This is a genomic window from Vibrio sp. MMH1-50 (assembly GCF_022347645.1).
Lineage (GTDB): Bacteria > Pseudomonadota > Gammaproteobacteria > Enterobacterales > Vibrionaceae > Vibrio > Vibrio harveyi.
In genome coordinates this window covers 1-20,196 of record NZ_JAKRGG010000011.1, presented here as the reverse complement: position 1 = coordinate 20,196, position 20,196 = coordinate 1, and the positions used below count along the sequence as shown (strand labels likewise).

General features: G+C 46.1%; 16 protein-coding genes. 11 read left to right on the top strand and 5 right to left on the bottom strand.

The annotated features are described in order from the left end of the window. Positions 1–21: 21 nt before the first annotated feature. From MHO32_RS10915 to MHO32_RS10885, 7 genes are all read left to right on the top strand, one after another. The gene (locus tag MHO32_RS10915) at positions 22–1,818 is read left to right on the top strand and encodes an FAD-dependent oxidoreductase (RefSeq protein WP_239211804.1); all 1,797 of its coding nucleotides are present in this window, start codon (positions 22–24) and stop codon (positions 1,816–1,818) included. Then, positions 1,815–2,585 (top strand): (Fe-S)-binding protein, encoded by a 771-nt coding sequence (locus MHO32_RS10910; RefSeq protein ID WP_009698151.1) that lies wholly within the window; start codon positions 1,815–1,817, stop codon positions 2,583–2,585. The genes MHO32_RS10915 and MHO32_RS10910 overlap by 4 nt, the downstream gene beginning before the upstream one ends. Positions 2,586–2,640: 55 nt before the next feature. Next, positions 2,641–3,318, top strand: a complete 678-nt coding sequence (locus MHO32_RS10905) for a TVP38/TMEM64 family protein (RefSeq protein WP_005450645.1) — start codon at positions 2,641–2,643, stop codon at positions 3,316–3,318. A gap of 335 nt (positions 3,319–3,653) precedes the next feature. Then, a complete protein-coding gene (locus tag MHO32_RS10900; protein ID WP_239211791.1) occupies positions 3,654–4,811 on the top strand; it encodes an ABC transporter substrate-binding protein in 1,158 nt (385 codons plus the stop codon). Between the two features lie 9 nt (positions 4,812–4,820). Continuing rightward, complete coding sequence (locus tag MHO32_RS10895; RefSeq protein WP_239211779.1) at positions 4,821–6,530, top strand: ABC transporter permease; 1,710 nt, start codon at positions 4,821–4,823, stop codon at positions 6,528–6,530. Next, a complete protein-coding gene (locus MHO32_RS10890; protein WP_005450651.1) occupies positions 6,496–7,143 on the top strand; it encodes an ATP-binding cassette domain-containing protein in 648 nt (215 codons plus the stop codon). Before MHO32_RS10895 ends, MHO32_RS10890 begins: the two co-directional genes overlap by 35 nt. Next, positions 7,136–7,744 carry a CDP-alcohol phosphatidyltransferase family protein gene (locus MHO32_RS10885; RefSeq protein WP_005450653.1) on the top strand — a complete coding sequence of 203 codons (609 nt, stop codon included), beginning with the start codon at positions 7,136–7,138 and terminating at the stop codon, positions 7,742–7,744. The genes MHO32_RS10890 and MHO32_RS10885 overlap by 8 nt, the downstream gene beginning before the upstream one ends. A 69-nt stretch (positions 7,745–7,813) precedes the next feature. Here the strand turns inward: MHO32_RS10885 and MHO32_RS10880 are convergent, their stop codons facing one another. Continuing rightward, positions 7,814–7,966, bottom strand: a complete 153-nt coding sequence (locus tag MHO32_RS10880) for a hypothetical protein (RefSeq protein ID WP_017188183.1) — start codon at positions 7,964–7,966, stop codon at positions 7,814–7,816. Positions 7,967–8,236: 270 nt separating this feature from the next. Between MHO32_RS10880 and norR the strand changes: the two genes are divergently transcribed. The 3 genes from norR to MHO32_RS10865 all read left to right on the top strand — a co-directional run bounded on the left by norR (position 8,237) and on the right by MHO32_RS10865 (position 13,110). Continuing rightward, the gene (norR, locus tag MHO32_RS10875) at positions 8,237–9,766 is read left to right on the top strand and encodes a nitric oxide reductase transcriptional regulator NorR (RefSeq protein ID WP_239211775.1); all 1,530 of its coding nucleotides are present in this window, start codon (positions 8,237–8,239) and stop codon (positions 9,764–9,766) included. Between the two features lie 562 nt (positions 9,767–10,328). Beyond that, on the top strand, positions 10,329–11,990 hold the full coding sequence (hcp, locus tag MHO32_RS10870) for a hydroxylamine reductase (protein ID WP_005450663.1): 1,662 nt from the start codon (positions 10,329–10,331) through the stop codon (positions 11,988–11,990). 76 nt (positions 11,991–12,066) lie between these two features. Further along, on the top strand, positions 12,067–13,110 hold the full coding sequence (locus tag MHO32_RS10865) for a hybrid-cluster NAD(P)-dependent oxidoreductase (protein WP_029789457.1): 1,044 nt from the start codon (positions 12,067–12,069) through the stop codon (positions 13,108–13,110). A 140-nt stretch (positions 13,111–13,250) separates the two neighbouring features. Here the strand turns inward: MHO32_RS10865 and MHO32_RS10860 are convergent, their stop codons facing one another. The 4 genes from MHO32_RS10860 to MHO32_RS10845 all read right to left on the bottom strand — a co-directional run bounded on the left by MHO32_RS10860 (position 13,251) and on the right by MHO32_RS10845 (position 18,259). Next, the gene (locus tag MHO32_RS10860) at positions 13,251–14,183 is read right to left on the bottom strand and encodes a class I SAM-dependent methyltransferase (RefSeq protein ID WP_005450667.1); all 933 of its coding nucleotides are present in this window, start codon (positions 14,181–14,183) and stop codon (positions 13,251–13,253) included. A gap of 31 nt (positions 14,184–14,214) precedes the next feature. Further along, positions 14,215–14,907, bottom strand: coding sequence for a TIGR01621 family pseudouridine synthase (locus tag MHO32_RS10855; protein WP_239211772.1), 693 nt, complete (start codon positions 14,905–14,907; stop codon positions 14,215–14,217). Positions 14,908–14,956: 49 nt separating this feature from the next. Continuing rightward, a complete protein-coding gene (locus MHO32_RS10850) occupies positions 14,957–16,570 on the bottom strand; it encodes a methyl-accepting chemotaxis protein (RefSeq protein WP_239211769.1) in 1,614 nt (537 codons plus the stop codon). 261 nt (positions 16,571–16,831) lie between these two features. Next, positions 16,832–18,259, bottom strand: coding sequence for a sodium-dependent transporter (locus tag MHO32_RS10845; protein WP_005450673.1), 1,428 nt, complete (start codon positions 18,257–18,259; stop codon positions 16,832–16,834). A 372-nt stretch (positions 18,260–18,631) separates the two neighbouring features. Between MHO32_RS10845 and cls the strand changes: the two genes are divergently transcribed. Then, positions 18,632–20,089 (top strand): cardiolipin synthase, encoded by a 1,458-nt coding sequence (gene cls / locus MHO32_RS10840; protein WP_239211766.1) that lies wholly within the window; start codon positions 18,632–18,634, stop codon positions 20,087–20,089. The last annotated feature ends 107 nt before the right edge of the window (positions 20,090–20,196 follow it).

Here is a 20,196-nt window from a genome sequence, read left to right as displayed (position 1 = left end):
TCAACACGGAAATAGCAGTTAATGAACAATGTAATTTTTAGTCAAAAGCTATTCGACACCGCTCAAATAATTGTCGATGGCTGTATGGGTGATGCCGATCCGGCATGTCAAACCGCGTGCCCAATGCACACAGACGTAAAGCAATACGTTCGCATGGCGGGTGAAGGTGATTTTCAAGGTGCTCTGGATCTGATCCGTAGCAAACTATTCCTTCCTCAAACACTAGGTCGCATCTGCGCACATCCGTGTGAAGCGTCTTGTCGCCGTAATTCTGAGTTTGGTCAGCCAATCAGCGTAGCTGGGATTAAACGTTTCGTCGCAGAGAAAATGGATAACCAAGATCACTGGGATCTAAACATTGCCCCCCTAACTAACAAGCACATCGCGATCGTAGGTGCAGGTCCTGCTGGCGCTCAAGCGGCAATCGAACTACGTCGTCAGGGTCATGAAGTCACCATCTATGAAAAGCTGGACGTTTACGGCGGTATGATGCGTGTTGGTATCCCTGAATACCGCCTGCCACGCGATGTTATCGATTTCGAATACAGCTACTTAGCGATGCTGGGAATCAAAACTCAGTTTGGCGTTGAGATCGGCAAAGACATCAGTTTCGAAACACTACGCAACGAGCATGATGCGGTGGTACTTGCACATGGTGCGCACGTAGGTTCGATCATCCCTCTGCCGGGTCATGACAACGATGGCGTGTTCTCTGCGGTTGAATACCTAAAAGAGATTTCTGAAACTCGCCAATTCCCACGAGCAGGTAAGCGCGTAATGGTTATCGGCGGTGGTGACGTAGCGATGGACTGCGCACGCTCTTCATGGCGTATCGGCGCAAGTGAAGTTTACCAATGTTCACTTGAGAGCCTTGAGAACCTGCCTGCAAGCCAAATCGAAATCGATGAGTCACTAGAAGAAGGCGTTGAATTCCATGCGGGTTGGGGACCTGTCGCTATCGAGCACGAGAGCGGCAAAGTAACAGGCATTACTATCAAGAAAGTGCTGTCGATCTTTGATGAGCAAGGCAACTTTGCACCTCAGTACAGCGAAGAAAGCAAAACTATCTCTGTGGATACCGTTGTTTTCGCTACGGGTCAAATCGTGGCAGATATTACTGACGGTGCACTAGAGCAAACTCGCGGTGGCCGTTACGTTGTCGATAAACAAACACTAGCATCTAGTCTAGAAGACGTATTCGTAGCTGGTGATGCGTGTGGCGGGAACATCGTAATTGAAGCGATGGCATTAGGTCGTAAAGCAGCAATGAGCGTTGAACGCTTCCTAACGACTCGTCCACTAACTGAAGACCGCGACTTCGAGCAAGAATACAGTTACTCATCTCGTCTAGACGTACCACTACCAAAAGGTACGGTAGATACCCCTCGCCTACACGGTGAATTGCGTGACGCTGAAGAGCGTAAGCAGGATTTTGCACAAGTGGATTTAGGCTTTACTGAAGCGCAAATCAAACTAGAAGCTTCTCGCTGCCTGCAATGCAGCTGCAAGCTATGTATGACCGAGTGCATCATGATGAATGACTTCAGCGACTGTCCGAAAACCATTTTCTCCGACTTTGTGAACAACAAGTCGATGGATCCACTGATGGCTTACTCATGCAACGCGTGTGACCAATGCACTATCGTGTGTCCGAAAGACTTCCCAATGAAAGAGATGTTCCTAGGGGCACGTGCTGACTTTGTTAAGGCAAACAACGGTGAATCTCCAATGCCGGGTCATAAAGCGATCAACATGCACCAGAAGCTTGGCTTCTCAAAAATCTTCACTATGGCAAAACGAGCGGTATCGACAAAATGAGTAATAAAGTATTTATGCCAGGATGCAGCTTGCCATCCTATTCACCTGAAGGTGTAGCTGCCATTGCTAGCTACCTAAAGCAAGTATTTCCAGACATGGGCGCAGTTCAAAAATGCTGTGGCAAACCGACTGCAGCTATCGGTCAAACGGAGAAGTTTAAAGAGCGTTACGGTCAGCTACAGGCTGATTTTGACAAGCTAGACGCACAAGAAGTGATTGTGGCGTGTCAAAGCTGCTACGGCATGATCAAAAAATCTGGTGGCACACAAAAACCAGTGTCTTTGTGGAAGCTACTTCCTGAAATTGGTTTACCGGAAGAACTGCGCGGCAAAGCCAAAAACAGCGACGTGGTGTTTACCATTCACGACTCTTGTTCAACTCGCTACGAGAAAGAGCTGCAAGACGGTATCCGTTGGATATTAAACGAACTTGGTTACAAAACCTCTGAGCCAGAACACACACGAGAAAACACCCGCTGCTGTGGCTTCGGCGGCATGGTTGTACCTGCAAACCCAGATGTGGCAACGCGCGTAATTAAGCGCCGTGTTGAAGAGTTTGAAACCGACTACGTAGTGGTTTATTGCTCGGCATGTCGTGCATCCATGATGGGTGTTGGTACAAAGTCTTGGCACATTCTGGATCTGATGTTCGGTCCTGTGATCATGCAAGGTGATGAGCCGCCAGTAAACGTACTTGCGAGCCCTGTAAAAGCTTGGTTCAACCGCTACAAGTCAAAAGCGGGCCTGATCAAGTGTATGTCAGTGTAACTGTCTCTGTGTCGCTATCTCTTTTTAATTATTAGGTTTAAGTGAAGTTGAACTTATGAAACTCGTAAAAATCGCTCTTATCGTCGCTGTTGTTGCTCTCGCTCTGTTCGCGGCAAAACAAACTGGCATTCTTGAAATCATCACTGACATCAAGAGCCTACAAGATTGGATCGCAAGCTTTGGTGTGTGGGGTTACGCCGTATTCGTAGCAGCATTCGTATTTGCGTGTGTTTTCCTACTACCGGGCAGCGCATTTACCATTGTGGCAGGTATCGTATTTGGTCCTATCAAAGGTGGTGTATTGGCGCTCTTTTCTGCAACGCTTGGTGCAGTAGCAGCCTTTATCGTGGCGCGCTTCCTACTGCGTAACACCATCATGAAGAAGTTTGGCGACAACCCAATCTTCAAGAAAATCGATGACGGTGTAGCAGCAAACGGCACCAGCTTCTTGATTCTGACTCGTCTTGTGCCTGTATTCCCATTCAGCCTACAAAACTACGCTTACGGTCTAACCAGCCTAAACCTTGGCACTTACGCTCTGGTTTCTCTGTTGACCATGGCGCCAGGTGCTTTCATTTTTGCTTACATGGCTGGTGACATCGCAACAAACGGTGTGTCTGCAATGTTGTTGGTAAAATTTGCGGTTGCGGGTCTTGTGCTGTTTGGCATGTCTTTGATTCCAAAATACATCGCAAAGAAAAAAGGCATCAACATGGAAGAATTAGCGAAGTAATCCGGTCTATCCATTATTGAAGCCAAAATAGTGCGACTTATCGAGAGTCGCACTATTTTCATTGCTACTGATTTGCTCACACTTTGTCCTTAAATTGGTGACTTTTAAGACCAAAAACTGACGTGGATTGGTATCACCTCACAAGGCGAGTAATTCTCTGAATCTATTATCAAATTCGCGTTGATAATAGAGCAAGATAGATTACTATCCATCTAGAGGGAACGGAGCTTCCAGCGTGGTTTATCCCCAATTCAGAGTACCAAAACAGCCGTTTGTACCTCATGGGAATATAAAGCTCCAAAATGAAAACAAAGATAAAGAAACACGGATTACGTATGAAAAAGCTACTTAGCACCATTGGCATTTTAGCCACCACATTCGCGACCTCCTCTTTTGCATCTTCGACCGCTGAAGAATGGCAAAAAATAGAACAGCAAGCCGACGGTCAGACCGTTTATTTTCATGCTTGGGGTGGTAGCCAAGAAATTAACCGCTACATCCAATGGGCAGGCAAAGAGCTTAAATCTCGCTACAACGTGACACTTAACCACGTCAAGGTCACCGATATTTCTGAAACCACCACTCGTCTTATTGCTGAAAAAGCCGCAGGGAAAAACAGCGGTGGCAGTGTTGATATGGTTTGGATTAATGGCGAAAACTTTAAATCGATGAAAGACAACCAACTATTGTTTGGTCCTTTCGTTGAAGGTTTACCAAGCTGGCAGTATGTCGATAAAACCCTGCCTGTTGATGTCGATTTCTCTGAACCAACAGATGGTCTAGAAGCGCCTTGGGGCGTAGGTCAATTGGTGTTTATCTACGATGAAGAAACCCTGCACAACCCGCCAAGCTCATATGCTGAAATGCTGAGCTACGCAAAAGCGTTTCCAAATCGTCTGACATACCCTCGCCCACCGGAGTTTCATGGCACCAGTTTCATCAAATCTCTACTGATCGAACTGAGCAATAACGATCCTGCACTGCAAAAGCCAGTGACAGACGAATCATTCAAAACTATCACGCAACCTCTATGGGCTTACCTAGATGAATTTCACAAAGTCGCATGGCGTGGCGGTAAGCAGTTTCCGGGTGGCACAGCGGAAACGGTACAACTACTAGATGATGGTCAGATTGACTTAGCCGTCACTTTTAACCCAAATGCGGTTTATTCAGCACAATCTAGCGGCAACCTTGCAGATAGCACCAAAGCGTATGCGATGGATGCGGGTGCACTTTCTAACATTCACTTCTTAGCTATCCCTTGGAACGCAAACGCCAGTGCAGGGGCTCAAGTTGCTATAAACTTTTTATTAAGTCCTGAAGCGCAATCTCGTAAAGGTGATATCAACACCTGGGGTGATCCTTCAGTGCTAAGCAGCCAATACCTGACTGGTACGGCTAAAAATACTCAACAATTCAAATCTATTGCAGAGCCACATCCAAGCTGGCAAGCCGCACTAGAAAAAGAATGGTTGAAACGCTACGGGAATTAATAATCACCCATGTTAAGAGCGCTGTATCTAGTTATTATCGCAGTTTGTATATTACCAACCATCCCGGGTCTACTCGGGGTGGTGGTCTCTGCGCTCGGCTATGTTCCCCCTATCGGCTTACATCATTTTTCACTTGATGGCTTTGATGCTGTGTTTGACTGGGAAGGCGTGTGGACATCTATTGGTCTAACGTTCTACTCTGCCATTTTCAGTAGCTACCTTGCTTGTTTGATGACGTTTGCGATTCTGCAAGCTTCTTGGGGAAGTAAATTCTGGCGTAAAATCGAAGTCAGTCTTTCTCCGCTTCTTGCCATGCCACACGTGGCATTCGCCATTGGTTTTGCTTTCCTATTTGCACCAACAGGTATGGGCGTTCGCGTACTCAACCAAATGTTTGGTTACGATCCAAATGCGCAAACGGTGAATGACTTAGCGTTGCTGATCAAAGACCCATACGCACTGGGTTTGATCATCATGCTTGCCATCAAAGAAGTCCCGTTCCTTTTGTTGATGAGTATTCCGATTCTTCAACAATTGAAGGTCGAGAAGATAGAAAAAGTCAGTCATTCGATGGGGTATAGCTCGGCTCAAGCTTGGTGGAAATGCGTTTTCCCTCAATGGTTAGCAAAACTGCGCTTCCCAATCCTAGCCGTGCTGGCTTACAGCTTATCCGTTGTCGATGTCGCGCTAATTATCGGTCCAACCAATCCTCCTACCTTTGCAGTATTGGTATGGCAGTGGTTTAACGATCCTGATTTATCCCTCCTACCAAGAGCGGCGGCGGGTGCAGTTGTGTTGTTTGCGATTGCGAGCCTATTGATTGGCTTTGCTCGACTCGTAGAGTGGAGCGTTACTAAAGGCTTTAAACGCTGGCAATACTCCGGTCGTAGCGGTTTCCGCTTACCAGGAAAGACCTTGTTCTCTATGATTGCTCTACTCGCACTGTTGATGGTGCCGTTGATGGTGGTGTGGAGCTTTGCACAACGTTGGCGTTTCCCTGACTTATTACCAAGCCGTTACAGCTTACGTTTTTGGGAATACGAGTGGCAAAGCATTCTTGGCACGCTAGAGCAAAGCATGTTGATTGCGATGATCAGCGCATCAATTGCTCTGGTACTTGCTCTGATTGCTCACGAATACCGACTGCGTTACCGCTGGCAAGTCCCAGGGTACATCATTGCCGTGCCAATGTTGATTCCGCAGCTTTCCGTTTTGTTTGGAATGCAAGTCGTCACGCTGTACCTCGACAGCAGCGCGTACTTGTTCTGGGTATGTTGGGCACACGTCTTCTTTGCTTTCCCGTTTGTTTACCTATCACTCGACGGTCCATGGCGCAGCTTCGACAATGGTTTGACTCGTGTCGCCTTAAGCCTTGGTAAATCACCGATGCAGGCTTGGTTAAAAGTCAAACTGCCCATTCTTTTGCCTGCGATTGCTTTTGCTTGGGCAGTTGGCATTAGTGTCAGCTTAGCGCAGTACCTACCAACACTCGTGCTGGGAGCTGGTCGCATCAGCACAATAACAACAGAAGCGGTCGCCCTATCAAGTGGCTTTGACCGTCGTGTCACTGCGATTTACGCAATTTGGCAAGCTCTCTTGCCGTTAATGTTCTTCTCTTTTGCGATTTTACTTAGCCGCTTACACGTTAAGTATCGCCGGTTGTCTATTAAAGGTTTACTACCGAATGAGTCTCTGTCTCGAAAACCTCGCCATCCATAAAACCAATGGCGACACGCTTTTCTCTGCCTTCAACATGACGGTAGAGAAAGGTGAAATTGTTACCCTGATGGGTCCTAGCGGCTGTGGCAAATCCACTTTATTGGATGCCATTGCTGGTCACCTATCTTCCGAGTTCGACTATTCAGGCTCAATCACTCTCGATAATGAAAAGTTGGATGCTTTGCCTGCGCATAAGCGTCAGGTAGGTATTTTGTTCCAAGACGATTTGCTCTTTCCGCACCTCACCGTATGGGAAAACCTTGCCTTCGCTCTGCCTGATTCAATCAAAGGGGCTGAGCGTAAAGAACGTGCGATGCAAGCATTGAAACACATCTCGTTAACCAAGCTCGCGGAATCTTTCCCAGATCAAATATCAGGTGGTCAGCGCGCCCGTATCGCTCTGACTCGTATGTTGTTGGCGAAACCAAAAGTTGCCCTACTCGACGAACCATACAGCAAACTCGATAAAGATTTGCGCGTGCAGTTTCGTAACTGGGTCGTGGAACAGCTTCAACTCGCTAATATTCCCGCGTTGATGGTGACTCACGATGAAGACGATATCCCTGCAGGCAGCCGTTGCCTAAACTGGCCGTGGGAGACAAGTCATGCTTGATAGCCTAAGCATCAAAATCATTAAGTGGCCACTGGCACAAAGCGCAAAGCTGATCGACAAATGTGGCGTGACGGCTAACCAAACCACACTGTTCGGTTTTGCCCTTGGTTGCTTTGCCCTACCAGCATTGATGGCAGAGCAATACACACTCGCATTAGCGTTTATCCTGCTGAACCGAATTTGTGATGGATTAGATGGTGCGTTGGCAAGAATCCAAGGCATTACCGATGCCGGAGGCTTTCTCGATATTAGCTTGGACTTCTTGTTCTATTCTTTGATTCCATTTGGTTTTGTGTTGGCAAATCCAGAACAAAACGCCGTCGCGGGCGCATTCTTGATCTTCTCGTTTATTGGCACGGGGAGCAGCTTCTTAGCTTTCGCGATCATGGCAGGTAAACGCGGTATCGATAACCCTGTCTACAAACACAAATCTCTGTACTACATGAGCGGTCTAACAGAAGGCACCGAGACCATTGGTTGTTTCGTGTTGTTCTGTTTGTTCCCACAACATTTTGCCGTGATTGCGTATATCTTTGGTGCGGCGTGTTGGTTTACTACATTTACACGTATTTACTCTGGGTTTCATACGCTGAAACCGTAAACAAAACTTAAAGGGAGATTCCTGATTGCTACGAAGGAATGCAACCGGGAATCTCTTTTCAATCTTCCCTCAATAAAGCATCCCACTCACCACCAGCGTCACCACAATCCCAGAGACAAAACTCGGCACATGCCACTTCTGCTGCTTAGCTCGAAAATACTCTTTTTGTCGCTCTTCTTGATAGCTCTTCACCGCTAGTTCTTTAATGTAATCGTTCTGCATAATCTACCCTCCTGACGTTTTTCAAATCGAGGATAGAAGCTCAAGTTAACTTGAGGTCAATGCTGAAGTTCCAATTTAGGATATATTCCTTAGAAGTGGAGCGATCCTTGCTTTCAATTCATTAAACTCAACCAGTTGCATTTATCTATATCACAGTTCTGGCGTGTCACTTGATCGTCGTCAATGGAACATCAATCTATTTCACCTTTCGATGTTCAAATGACATCAAGTTGCTAGCATGAGCCCATTCAAGATAACTCTGGGCTTGTTATGACTCCTACTGTTGACCATGTACTCCTCAATATCGCACTCAATTTGAGCTCAAATCGCTCTCATGAGCAGCAATACCAAAACCTGATTGATGGGGTCGCACAAGTATTCCCTTGTGATGCGAGTTGCTTGTTCATATTCGATGAGGATGGCTTTCTAACGCCGGTTGCAGTAAAAGGCTTGTCAAACTCAGTACTCGGTCGCCGTTACTTTCCTAAAGCCCATCCGCGTTTGGATGCCATCATTCATAGCCGCGAGCCTGTTCGCTTCGATGCCAACTGTGCCCTGCCCGATCCATTTGACGGGACATTATTGACCGAATACCAATGCATTGATGTCCATGACTGCATGGGTTTTAGCTTATATGTTGAAGGGCAACTTGTCGGGGCATTAACCATGGATGCACTTGCTGTTGGCGCGTTTGATCATATCGATCCAGTAGCTATCGAAACCTTCGCGGCACTAACGGCGGCAACACTGCGCAACATTGCACAATTAAAAGCCCTCAAAGCACAAAACCAAAAGCAAAAAAGCGTTACACAAACCCTGATTCAACAAGCGCGATCACAACACGGTGACATGGTTGGCTTAAGTCCACAGATCAATCAGTTACGAAATAACATAGCAACCGTTGCACAATCGGATTACGCGGTATTGGTATCTGGAGAAACCGGTACGGGTAAAGAACTTGTCGCTCATTCGGTTCACGCTCAATCTCATCGCAACGATAAGCCGATGATCTACGTGAACTGTGCCGCTCTACCCGAGGGGTTGGCGGAGAGCGAACTGTTTGGCCATGTGAAGGGAGCTTTCACCGGAGCCAATAGTCACCGTGCAGGTAAGTTCGAGCTAGCTGATGGCGGCACAATCTTCCTAGATGAAGTAGGTGAATTGCCTTTGGTTTTACAAGCAAAACTACTGCGCGTTATTCAGCAAGGCGAGCTGCAACGTGTGGGCAGCGATCAGCATTTGATGGTGAACGTACGTATCATCGCAGCCACTAACCGACAGTTAGAAAAAGAGGTGGAAACTGGCACATTCCGCGCTGATTTGTTCCATCGATTGAACGTGTTTCCCATCAAAGTGCCACCACTGCGCGCGCGTGACGGCGACATTCCAGTTCTTGCGGGATACTTACTGGAAAAAGTGCGCCAGCAATTTAACGCACCAAACCTTCATGTTCACCCTAAGGTACTGACTCAATTAGAGTCTCTGCCTTGGTACGGTAATGTTCGAGAGCTTGAGCATACCTTAACGCGAGCGGCATTACATGCCATTCAGCAAGGCGATAGCACCATCATGCTCAATCACTTTGACACTTCACTCGCGTTAGATGATGTAAAAAGCACATCGCATTACTTGCCTAGAGAGAGCCAGCCGATGCGCGAGTTGGTGGAGCGCTATCAACATGACTTGATTGAGCACGCATTGAGCCAATCTGGCGGTGTTTGGGCAAAAGCAGCGGAGTTTTTACAGATGGATCGGGGTAACTTATATCGCATGGGTAAAAAGCTCGGCATAAATAAATAGAGGCTCCCGCTTCGCCCTTGTGAAACAACGATTTACTTTTATCGATAGCAAACATATCGATAGTAAACAAAGAGATTCCGGATGACTCACTCTGGCTCGTCCGGAATGACACCCAACACCAATGTACTTGGGCTAACTGTCCCATCTGGTTTCTCGTATTTCACTTACTCTTCCTCATTCGTAATAATTAAACCGCTCAAGTCTCAGCTTTCTTGTAACTCCTTAAACTCATCAAGGTTTCAGTTACCTTATTGCGTCATTCCTGACAGCGACGAAGGAGCGCAATCGGGAATCTCTTGCCTCCACAAAACCGCAATAACTTATCTCCTGTTTAACAAACACTTCCACTATCGCCCGTTAAAACGTTTCTCGCGCGTCGCTTTTATCACCAATTCAAATACACCGTTGTTATTTACACATCAGTTACGTTGTAAAAATCACATCAGCGACATACTCAAAAATACATAAAACCATTAAAAATCAAAGAGATAATTATTGGCACGCATTCTGCTCTATTGGAGAAAACAAAACGACTATTACTACAATCACTGGAGAACCCAATATGTTCTGTATTCAATGTGAACAGACAATCCAAACCCCGGCTGTAAAAGGCTGTTCTTTCGCACAAGGTATGTGTGGCAAAACTTCAGAGGTATCCGATCTACAAGACGTGTTGGTTTACACTTTGCAAGGGGTTTCTTTTTGGGCAGCACGCGCGCTTGAATTCAATATCATCAATGATGAAATCAACCAGTGGGCTCCAAGAGCATTCTTCTCTACGTTGACCAACGTAAACTTTGACCCAGAACGTATCCTTGAACTGACTTCTCAAGCAGCCACTTACAAAGCGCTGCTAAAAGACCAAGCGATGACAGCAGCAGCTCTTACAGATGAAGTGCTAGTGAACATTCCTGATGTAGCGAACTTCGAGTTGCCAAACAGCGCAGAGGAAATTTTGGCGTTTGCTCCTCAAGTTGCGGTAAACCGCGGTAAAGACCAAGTACACGAAGACGTTATCGGTCTACGTCTGCTTTGCTTATACGGTCTAAAAGGTGCAGCTGCGTACATGGAACACGCACGCGTACTTGAGCAAACCAACAATGACATCTTCGCCGAATACCACGAAATCATGGCTTGGTTGGGTACTGACCCTGAAGATCTAGGCGAACTGTTAGATTGCTCAATGCGTATTGGTCTTATGAACTACAAAGTGATGGAAATGCTGGATCACGGTGAAACAGCAACGTTCGGTCACCCAGAGCCAACAACCGTTAACGTTAAGCCAGTCAAAGGCAAATGTATTCTTGTTTCTGGTCATGACCTTCACGACCTAGAAAAAATCTTGCAACAGACCGAAGGCAAAGGCATTAACGTTTACACTAACGGTGAGATGCTGCCTGCACACGGCTACCCAGAGCTGAAGAAATACCCTCATCTAGTAGGTAACTACGGCAGCGCGTGGCAGAACCAACAGAAAGAATTCGCCAACTTCCCTGGCGCGATTGTGATGACCTCAAACTGCCTATTGAACCCGAACGTGGGTCAGTACGCAGACCGTCTATTCACTCGTAGCATTGTCGGTTGGCCAGGTGTCGCTCACCTAGAAGGTGATGATTTTAGCCAAGTAGTCGAGTGTGCATTGGCACAAGAAGGCTTCCAACACGACGAAATCGAGCACAACATCACGGTTGGTTTTGGACGTAACGCACTGATGAACGCGGCTCCTGCGGTTATCGACCAAGTGAAACAAGGCAACATCAAACACTTCTTCCTAGTAGGTGGTTGTGATGGCGACAAAGCAGAACGTAGCTACTACACAGACTTCACTGCAGAAGCACCAGAAGATACGCTAATCCTAACGCTGGCTTGTGGTAAATACCGCTTTAACAAGAATACATTTGGCGACATTAATGGCATCCCTCGCCTATTGGATGTGGGTCAATGTAACGATGCATACTCAGCAATTCAGCTGGCATTAGCCCTTGCGAAAGAATTCGACTGCGACATCAACGAGCTTCCTCTTACGCTTGTTCTTTCTTGGTTCGAGCAAAAAGCGATTGTGATCCTACTTACGCTATTCGCACTAGGCGTGAAAGGCATCTACACAGGTCCAACAGCGCCTGCATTCTTGACGCCAAACCTGATTGCAATTATCCAAGAGAAGTTCGATATGCGCAGCATTGGTAATGTTCAAGATGACCTTAAAACTATCCTAGCAGCGTAATCACCTTGCTTATCACGCGCCTCCTTAATTGGGGGCGCTTTTATCTATTGAGTACTCGACAACCAAAGAGATTGTTATGTTTTTTGAATGGCAAGGCAGTCAACCTGTCACCTTACGCTGTGTAGATAAATATCACGAGACTGCCGATGCAGTGAGCCTCAAGCTGGCAGACTTATCTGAATCGCTTTTGTTTGAATTTAAAGCGGGTCAGTTCATAAATCTTGGCATTGAAATCGATGGCAAGATGGAATTCCGTGCCTATTCACTCAGTTCCCTTTCCGGCGATGATTGCTTACAACTGACCATTAAACGCGTCGACGGCGGGAAGGTATCAAACTACATCATCGATAAACTGTTGATTGGAGATACAGTTCAAGCTCTTCCACCAACGGGTGATTTCAACTGTGTTGACCATCCACCAATCACGCTAGATGGTAAAAAGAAAGCCCTGCTGATCAGTGCTGGATGCGGCATCACCCCCGTATTCGCGATGACAAAACAATGGCTGAGCAATGATCAAGAAGTGGATATCGAATTTCTGCATATCGCTCGCTCTCAACCAGAAACGATTTACTTTGATTTGCTAGAGACTTACCACTCAGTTTACCCAGATTTTAACTTGAAGCTGTTACTAAAAAATCGCGGTGAGACCCAGTACCCTGAAGGTCGACTCAGTAAGGAATGGCTTCAGGAGTTGGTCCCAGATTTTAATCAGCGCACGGTTTATCTATGTGGTCCAAACCAGTTCATGCTCGATGTTCAAGGTTATTTGACCGAGCTTGGCTTTGATATGGCTAACTTCTTCCAAGAAAGCTTTACACCAGCAGCAAGTGAAGAAGCTGAAGTGTCAGATGAAACGGCAAGTGTCTCAGTCCCCGACTTTGCTCAAACGATTGATGCACAAAAAGGTCAAGTCCTTGCTGATGTGTTGGAAGGCGCAGGGTTACCGTTGATCGTCGCTTGTCGAAGTGGCATTTGTGGCTCTTGTAAGTGTAAGGTTCGCAAAGGCAGTGTTTCTTCAACCAGCCTTGAAACATTAACACCGGAAGAAATTGAACAAGGCTATGTACTCGCCTGTTCTTCGACGATTGAATCCGACCTCGAAGTTCAGATTGGTTAAAGCGGTTGATACAAACATTAAAAAAGCGCCGTGCTCGGCGCTTTTTGTTTATCGCAGACTGTAATTCTACCAAGACGCGAAGCATTTGATAGAAATTCTCTATAAGGAAAAACGACTGAGCTGGGAACCTCGCTTTAAACTCAGCTAAACAGCAGAACCTTCAGTGCGGCTTCGCTATCTACATCCATAAACTCTGGTGGGTTGTCCAAACGCTCACGGAATGTCAGCTCAGGCGCTTCTTCCTTCATGCTTTCAATCAAGAAATCGCTGGTCACCGATGGCGAGTTTACACACGCGAGAACTTGCCCACCTTCTGCTAGCAAATCTGGCAAACGGCGTAGAATCTTTTTGTAGTCTTTCGTTAACGCGAAGCTGCCTTTTTGGAATGATGGTGGATCAATGATGATCATATCGTACTGACCTGACTTCTTGATCTTCCCCCACGACTTAAAGATGTCGTGCCCCATAAAGCTCACTTGGTTGATGTTATGGCCATTCAGTTTATGGTTCTCACGACCTTTCGAAAGCGACGCTTTTGCCATATCCACGTTTACGACTTTATCGGCACCACCAGCAATAGCCGCCACAGAAAAGCCGCAAGTATAAGCGAACAGGTTAAGTACATTTTTGTACTTGGCATTTTCACGAACCCAATCACGACCGTAGCGCATATCAAGGAACAAACCGAAGTTCTGGTTACGACCGATATCTAGCTGGTACTTCAAGCCACTTTCTTCAACCACAGGTCGAGCATCTAGCTCACCCAACAGAATTTCTGAAGGTGCGCCGTCAGCATAACGGTGTTGAATCACGATAGTGCGACCCTGTTTTTCTGCCCACAGAGCAGATTCAGAAAGCGTATTTAATCCAGCTTTTAATTCAGAAACAAACGTCTCATCGACTTCTTTAAATAGGTTAATGATCAACTGACCTTGTAACCAATCACATGTGATTTGCTCTAAACCTTCGAAGCGGCGACCGCGACCGTGAAACAGTCGGCGGATTTCATTGGGAGCTTGTGTTAGCTCCGCTTCTAGATGCTGGAAAAACAGCGGAAGTTGTGATGCTTGCATCGAATTCTCTTATTCGTTTTCTTTGTAATGGTTATTTGATCGTAGGCCAGTTCAGTTCCCACGGAGAAAGCCAAGTGTCGATACCTTGGGATACAATTTCATTGTGCCATTTACTGCCAAGCGCTGTATGCTCGCGTGGATCGCAAACAAAGCAATGTGTTTCATCTTGATACGGGAAACACAATGAAAATGCATGCAAGTAACCACGGTCAGCGTCATTACCTGCATTATAAATAGGATCACCAACAATACCCGAACCAACGGATTTTAATGCCACACGAATTTGGTGTGTTTTGCCAGTATGCGGCTTGCATAAAAACAGGCGCTCTCCCGGCTCTGCAGCGAGAGAAAAGAATTGGGTAACCGCTGGATTCGTTTTGCTGTTGACCAGTTTCCATGAAGAACGACGAGAGCGTTCCATGTCCCCCACTACCAGCCCTTGCTTCTTCTTAGGCTTTTTCGAACCAATCGCAAGATAGAACTTCTCGACTTGACGATCTGCAAATGCTTGCGACAACACGCTTGCTGCTTTTGCGTTGCGACCCAAAAGCAAAATTCCAGACGTCATTTTGTCGAGGCGGTGAATAAGATACAACTGCTCATCACCACTTTGTTTCGCTACTTCTTGCAGCAACATAGTTTCACCATCGTCCTTATGTACTGAGACGTTGGGATGTTTATTGATGATCAGAAAATCTGGATGGGTGTGTAGAATGTCGAACATAAAAAACTGGCTCCACGTTTGGAGCCAGAAGTATACCGATTCTAAGCAATTAGGCGAGCTTAAACTTACCCACCAGCGCTTCCAATTCTTGAACTTTACGGTTCAGACCTTCTACGCTTTGCGAGCTGTCATTCGCTAATTGTAATGAACGGTTTGAGATGTCGCTGATCGATGTAATGTCAGCCGCAATTTCTTTCGTAACTGCGGTTTGCTCTTCAGCCGCAGTCGCGATTGAGTTCACCATGCTTTGAACATGAGCCGCACCAGAAACGATTTCTTCCAGTGAGTTCACCGCTCCCGAGCTTTGACTCACGCCAATTTCAACCAAACGACAGCCATCTTCCGTGTAAGTCACTGCCTCTTGAGTGCCGACTTGAATCGCTTGGATGATCTCACCGACCTCTTGTGTTGCCTTCGTTGTGCGTTCAGCCAGAGCGCGTACTTCATCGGCAACCACAGCAAAGCCACGACCAAACTCGCCTGCACGTGCCGCTTCGATTGCCGCGTTCAATGCCAGCAGGTTCGTCTGCTCGGCAATGTCTTCAATCACTTTGATAACCGCGCCAATTTTCTCGCCATGAGAACCTAGGCTGTTCATCTGCACCGACATATCCGACATTTGCTGTGATACCTGTTGAATACTCTCCACCATCTCAACAATCACGGTGCGACCTTGTTCAGCGGTTGATTCCGACTTGCGTGCTTCTTCAAACGTCGCAGCACCTTGCTCTGCAACTTGAGAAATGGTCAAGCTCAACTCTTCTGCCGCAGTCGCAATCAAGTTTGCTTTATCAGATTGGCTACTTGCACCCGACACAATATCTTGGCTCACAACTGACAGCTCGCCGGTAACCGATTTCACCTCTTCCGATACGAGCGAAATCGAACCAATAAGGCTAGTCAATGATGCTTGCATCTTATTTAGAGAAGTCGCTAGGTTAGCCAACTCGTCACCCGATTTATCTTCAATCGGTTCTACCGTTAAATCGCCTTCCGCGACACGTTGCGCTAACTCATCGAGCTTACTCAAACGGTGAGTAATTGAGTTGGACAACAAGTACGCAATAACGGCTGTTGCAATCAGCGCAATCGAACCAAGCACATAAATCGTCAGTTCAATGCTATTAAACGAATACGAAAGGTCCAGTAGCGCTTCACTGGTACTTTGGCGACCATCCGTTGATGCCGCATCAAGGATAGATTCAATCGGCGCTAGGTTAGCGTCATAAAGAGAGCGAAGGCGCGCCACGTTCTCTTCAACGTTTTCTAGACCAAGATTAGTCAAAATTTGCGACTCAAAGTCACGAGTGAAATTACTCATGTAACGTTCAACTTTTTCAACATTACGGTAATCTTCGCCACCAACCGTTTCCAAAAGTTTGACTTCAGCAATCGCTGCTGCAAATTCTTGTTTATTTACTTGGTACTCCGCCTGAACACCCGATACACCTACGATGCTACCTAATGCATCACGATAAACATCACCTGCTTCATCGATCAAAATTAAGTACTGAACAGTTTCAGGAACATCGTCCGTTCTCACCTCGTCAGCCACTTCGTGCGAGTTCAATACTTCTAATGTGATAATTCCAATCATCACCAGCATGATTGCTAAGATTGCACCAAAACTCGCGTACAGTTTTTTACGAACAGACATTGTCACTAATAACCTACCTTACCCTTGTCTTCTATTTTCTAACTTAATTCATCCACATATTTACACATGCTTTGTAAGGCTTATCGGAACGTTCAACTGCAACTTTAACACTTATTTTTGTGATCCAGCTCTCTTTGCGAGTCGTCTCACAATTAATACCCATTATTAATATGAATTCACTCAATCCTATAAATAATGAATATAAAAAACGGGAGCCTGTGAAGACTCCCGCTTATTAGTTTTTGAATTTAGCTGAATGCTTTTCGCTTATAGCTTCTTAGAGAAGATACCTGCGAGGGCAATGATACCAATACCAAGTAGCATGATTTCGCCTTTACCGCTGTCGAAACCAGACTTGATGCCCATGAAAGCTACGATTGCGATAGCGACTGGGATCACGTATTTAACTAGGTTGTACCAAAGACCAAATAGAGGGAAAGAAACTTTACCGTCGTTAGTGATCTCTTTTTCAAGGTCAGCACGGTTTAGACGCCAGCCTGCAAAGATACATACCAACATACCGCCAACCGCTAGGAAGATCTTATCTGTTAGTAGGTCGAAGATATCAAATGCGCCCGTACCGAATAGGGTTGGACCAACACCACCAAGTGATAGTGACGCGAACACACATAGTGTTGCCATTACGACACTCGCAGACAGTACTGCTGTTGAACGCTTCAGACCTTTCTCATCGATTAGGTAAGAAACAACTACCTCTAGTAGAGATACAGAAGACGTCAGTGCCGCAACAGTAAGACCAATGAAGAACATCAGAGCAAATAGAAGACCAATTACGCCGCCCATTTCAGCAAACAGTTGAGGTACAACTACGAAGACTAGACCTGGACCTGCTGCTGGCTCCATACCAAATGCGAACATTGCAGGGAACATTGCTACACCCGCTAGGATTGCGACACCTGTGTCCATTGCCGTAACCATACCGGTTGTTTGAACTAGGTTCTCTTTCTTCTTCAGGTAAGAACCGTAAGTCATCATACAACCCATACCCAGACTTAGAGAGAAGAATGCCTGACCTAGCGCCGCTAGAACGACATTGCTGTCTACTTTTGAGAAGTCTGGCATGAACAGGAACTCAAGACCTGCCATTGCGCCCGGTAGCATCAGACCTTTCACTGATACAACGATCAGGATAAGGAATAGAAGAGGCATTAGGATTTTACCCGCTTTCTCGATACCGCCAGAAATACCTTTCATTACGATAACGATGTTTAGGAACAGGTAAACACCCATCCACATTAGCGGTTGAACTGGATCAGAAATGAAGCCGCCGAAGCTGTCACCAATTGCTTCAGGAGCACTTAGTAGACCACCGCCTACTTTAAAGATGTACGCTAACGCCCAGCCACCTACTACAGGGTAGAAACCCATGATCAATAGACCACTTAGTACGCCGATAACACCCGTAAATGTCCAACGACGATCAGTCGATTTGAAAGCACCTACTGCTGAAAGACCTGTCTTACGACCAATAGCGAACTCAGTAAGCATGACGCTAAAGCCGATAAAAATAACAAACAAAAGGTAAATTGCAACGAACGCACCGCCGCCGCTCTCACCAGCTGTGTAAGGGAATTTCCATATATTGCCTAAACCGACAGCGGAACCCGCTGCTGCCATTACGAAGCCTAGTTTAGACCCCCACGTATCACGTGGTGCTGCTGTATTTGTAGCCACGCTTTTTCTCCAAAATGTTTTGTTGTGTTTGCATAGAGATAGGCGTCTAGAATATGTTCGTGTAAATATTAATGTACACTTTATAAGATGTTTGTGTGACGCTCTATGTATGGCAAGTAAAGCAGTTTAACTTTAAAATTGGAACCCCGAATAGCACATTTATCGCGCAAATGTATCATTGTTCACGCTAAATGCTGCTTTTTTGCGCAAAAGTTAAAGTTTCATCCAACTTTTCACACCTTAGTAACACATTACCCCGTTATAAAATCTATTTCACAACATAAAATCACCTAACCGTGTTGGTATGAAAATAGTTTCCCGTTACGTCATTTCCGCTTAATATCCATGTTGGGCTTATTACTTTTGGCGTATATGGACAAGTTCTATCACTTTCTCACCCTAGCTAGCATTGGGCTTTATTGGTTCCTAGTGGCTGGTGTTACTATTCGTGTCGTATTAAAACGTCGCGCTGTTAGCGTCTCTCTTGCATGGCTGATGATCATCTACATCCTGCCAGTGCTTGGTGTTGCTTGTTATTTCTTATTTGGTGAGCTTAACCTTGGTCGAAAACGTGCAGAACGGGCTAAAGTGATGTTCACACCGTTCCAACAATGGTTCACTCAGTTAAATGATTGTAACGCGCATGTTCCAGAAGCAATGGGGCGTCATATCTATCGCATTGATGAGCTATGTAACAACCGTTTGGGTCTTCCTGCATTAAGTGGTAACACACTTTCACTTCAGCAATCACCGGATGAGATCCTTCATTCCATCATTGAAGATATCGAAAACGCACAGCACAGCATTCGAATGGTGTTCTACATTTGGCACCCAGGAGGCTTAGCCGATTCAGTCGCTTCTGCACTGATTCAAGCGGCAAAACGTGGCGTAGACGTAAAACTGCTTCTTGACTCTGCTGGTAGTCCGCGCTTCTTCCGCAGTCATTGGTATAAGATGATGAAGGATGCGGGCATCGATGTAGTACAAGCATTGGAAGTTAAAATGTGGCGTATCTTCCTGCGCCGTTTGGACTTGCGTCAGCATCGTAAGATCATCGTGATTGATGACGAAATTGCTTATACAGGATCAATGAACTTGGTCGACCCTGCTTTCTTTAAACAAAGCAGTGGTGTTGGTCAGTGGATTGACATCATGGTGCGAATTACCGGTCCTACGGTCAACGTGCTAAGTGCCATTCACTGCTGGGATTGGGAAGTAGAAACAGGTGAACGTCAGCTACCTAAACACCCAGAGTGCCGCATTGACAACAGCGATGAGTTTCAACATCCAATTCAGGTGGTTCCATCTGGTCCGGGGATGCCGGAGTACTTGATTTACCAAGTACTGACTTTGGCGATCAACCAAGCGAATCGCTCGGTGAGGATCACCACACCTTACTTCGTGCCAAGCTCTGATTTACTCGAAACATTAAAAATGACCGCACAACGTGGCATCGATGTTGAGCTGATCATCCCACACAAAAACGATTCCATGATGGTGCAATGGGCATCGCGAGCTTTCTACAGTGAGTTGATGGCTGCTGGTGTGAAAATCTACGAATTCTATGGCGGTTTATTGCACACTAAATCGGTGGTGATTGATGATCAATTCTGTCTGGTCGGCACGGTAAACATGGATATGCGCAGCTTGTGGCTCAACTTTGAGGTAACTCTGGCAGTAGATGACGAAGAGTTCACCAAGCAAATGTCGTGGCTGCAGGACACCTACATCCAACAATCACACACTGTTGATAAAGAAGAATGGGAGAAGCGCAGTATCTTCTCTCGTTTCTTGGAACGTATTTTCTATCTATTTAACCCATTGCTATAACAAATGAGTTATACCCAAGTAACCTCGAGATGCTAGGTTCAGCGAGAATGACTTGGTTTGTAGACGCGGCGGCGATTTAAAGGTCTAGTGGGTCTAAATCAAGAATC

Bases quoted from the DNA above. Each gene is read 5' to 3' on its own strand.
- MHO32_RS10860 (WP_005450667.1), bottom strand. From the start codon at position 14,183: ATGCAAGCATCACAACTTCCGCTGTTTTTCCAGCATCTAGAAGCGGAG.
- MHO32_RS10895 (WP_239211779.1), top strand. From the start codon at position 4,821: ATGTTAAGAGCGCTGTATCTAGTTATTATCGCAGTTTGTATATTACCA.
- hcp (WP_005450663.1), top strand. From the start codon at position 10,329: ATGTTCTGTATTCAATGTGAACAGACAATCCAAACCCCGGCTGTAAAA.
- MHO32_RS10900 (WP_239211791.1), top strand. From the start codon at position 3,654: ATGAAAAAGCTACTTAGCACCATTGGCATTTTAGCCACCACATTCGCG.
- cls (WP_239211766.1), top strand. From the start codon at position 18,632: ATGGACAAGTTCTATCACTTTCTCACCCTAGCTAGCATTGGGCTTTAT.
- MHO32_RS10910 (WP_009698151.1), top strand. From the start codon at position 1,815: ATGAGTAATAAAGTATTTATGCCAGGATGCAGCTTGCCATCCTATTCA.
- norR (WP_239211775.1), top strand. From the start codon at position 8,237: ATGACTCCTACTGTTGACCATGTACTCCTCAATATCGCACTCAATTTG.
- MHO32_RS10915 (WP_239211804.1), top strand. From the start codon at position 22: ATGAACAATGTAATTTTTAGTCAAAAGCTATTCGACACCGCTCAAATA.
- MHO32_RS10905 (WP_005450645.1), top strand. From the start codon at position 2,641: ATGAAACTCGTAAAAATCGCTCTTATCGTCGCTGTTGTTGCTCTCGCT.
- MHO32_RS10865 (WP_029789457.1), top strand. From the start codon at position 12,067: ATGTTTTTTGAATGGCAAGGCAGTCAACCTGTCACCTTACGCTGTGTA.
- MHO32_RS10880 (WP_017188183.1), bottom strand. From the start codon at position 7,966: ATGCAGAACGATTACATTAAAGAACTAGCGGTGAAGAGCTATCAAGAA.
- MHO32_RS10855 (WP_239211772.1), bottom strand. From the start codon at position 14,907: ATGTTCGACATTCTACACACCCATCCAGATTTTCTGATCATCAATAAA.
- MHO32_RS10890 (WP_005450651.1), top strand. From the start codon at position 6,496: ATGAGTCTCTGTCTCGAAAACCTCGCCATCCATAAAACCAATGGCGAC.
- MHO32_RS10885 (WP_005450653.1), top strand. From the start codon at position 7,136: ATGCTTGATAGCCTAAGCATCAAAATCATTAAGTGGCCACTGGCACAA.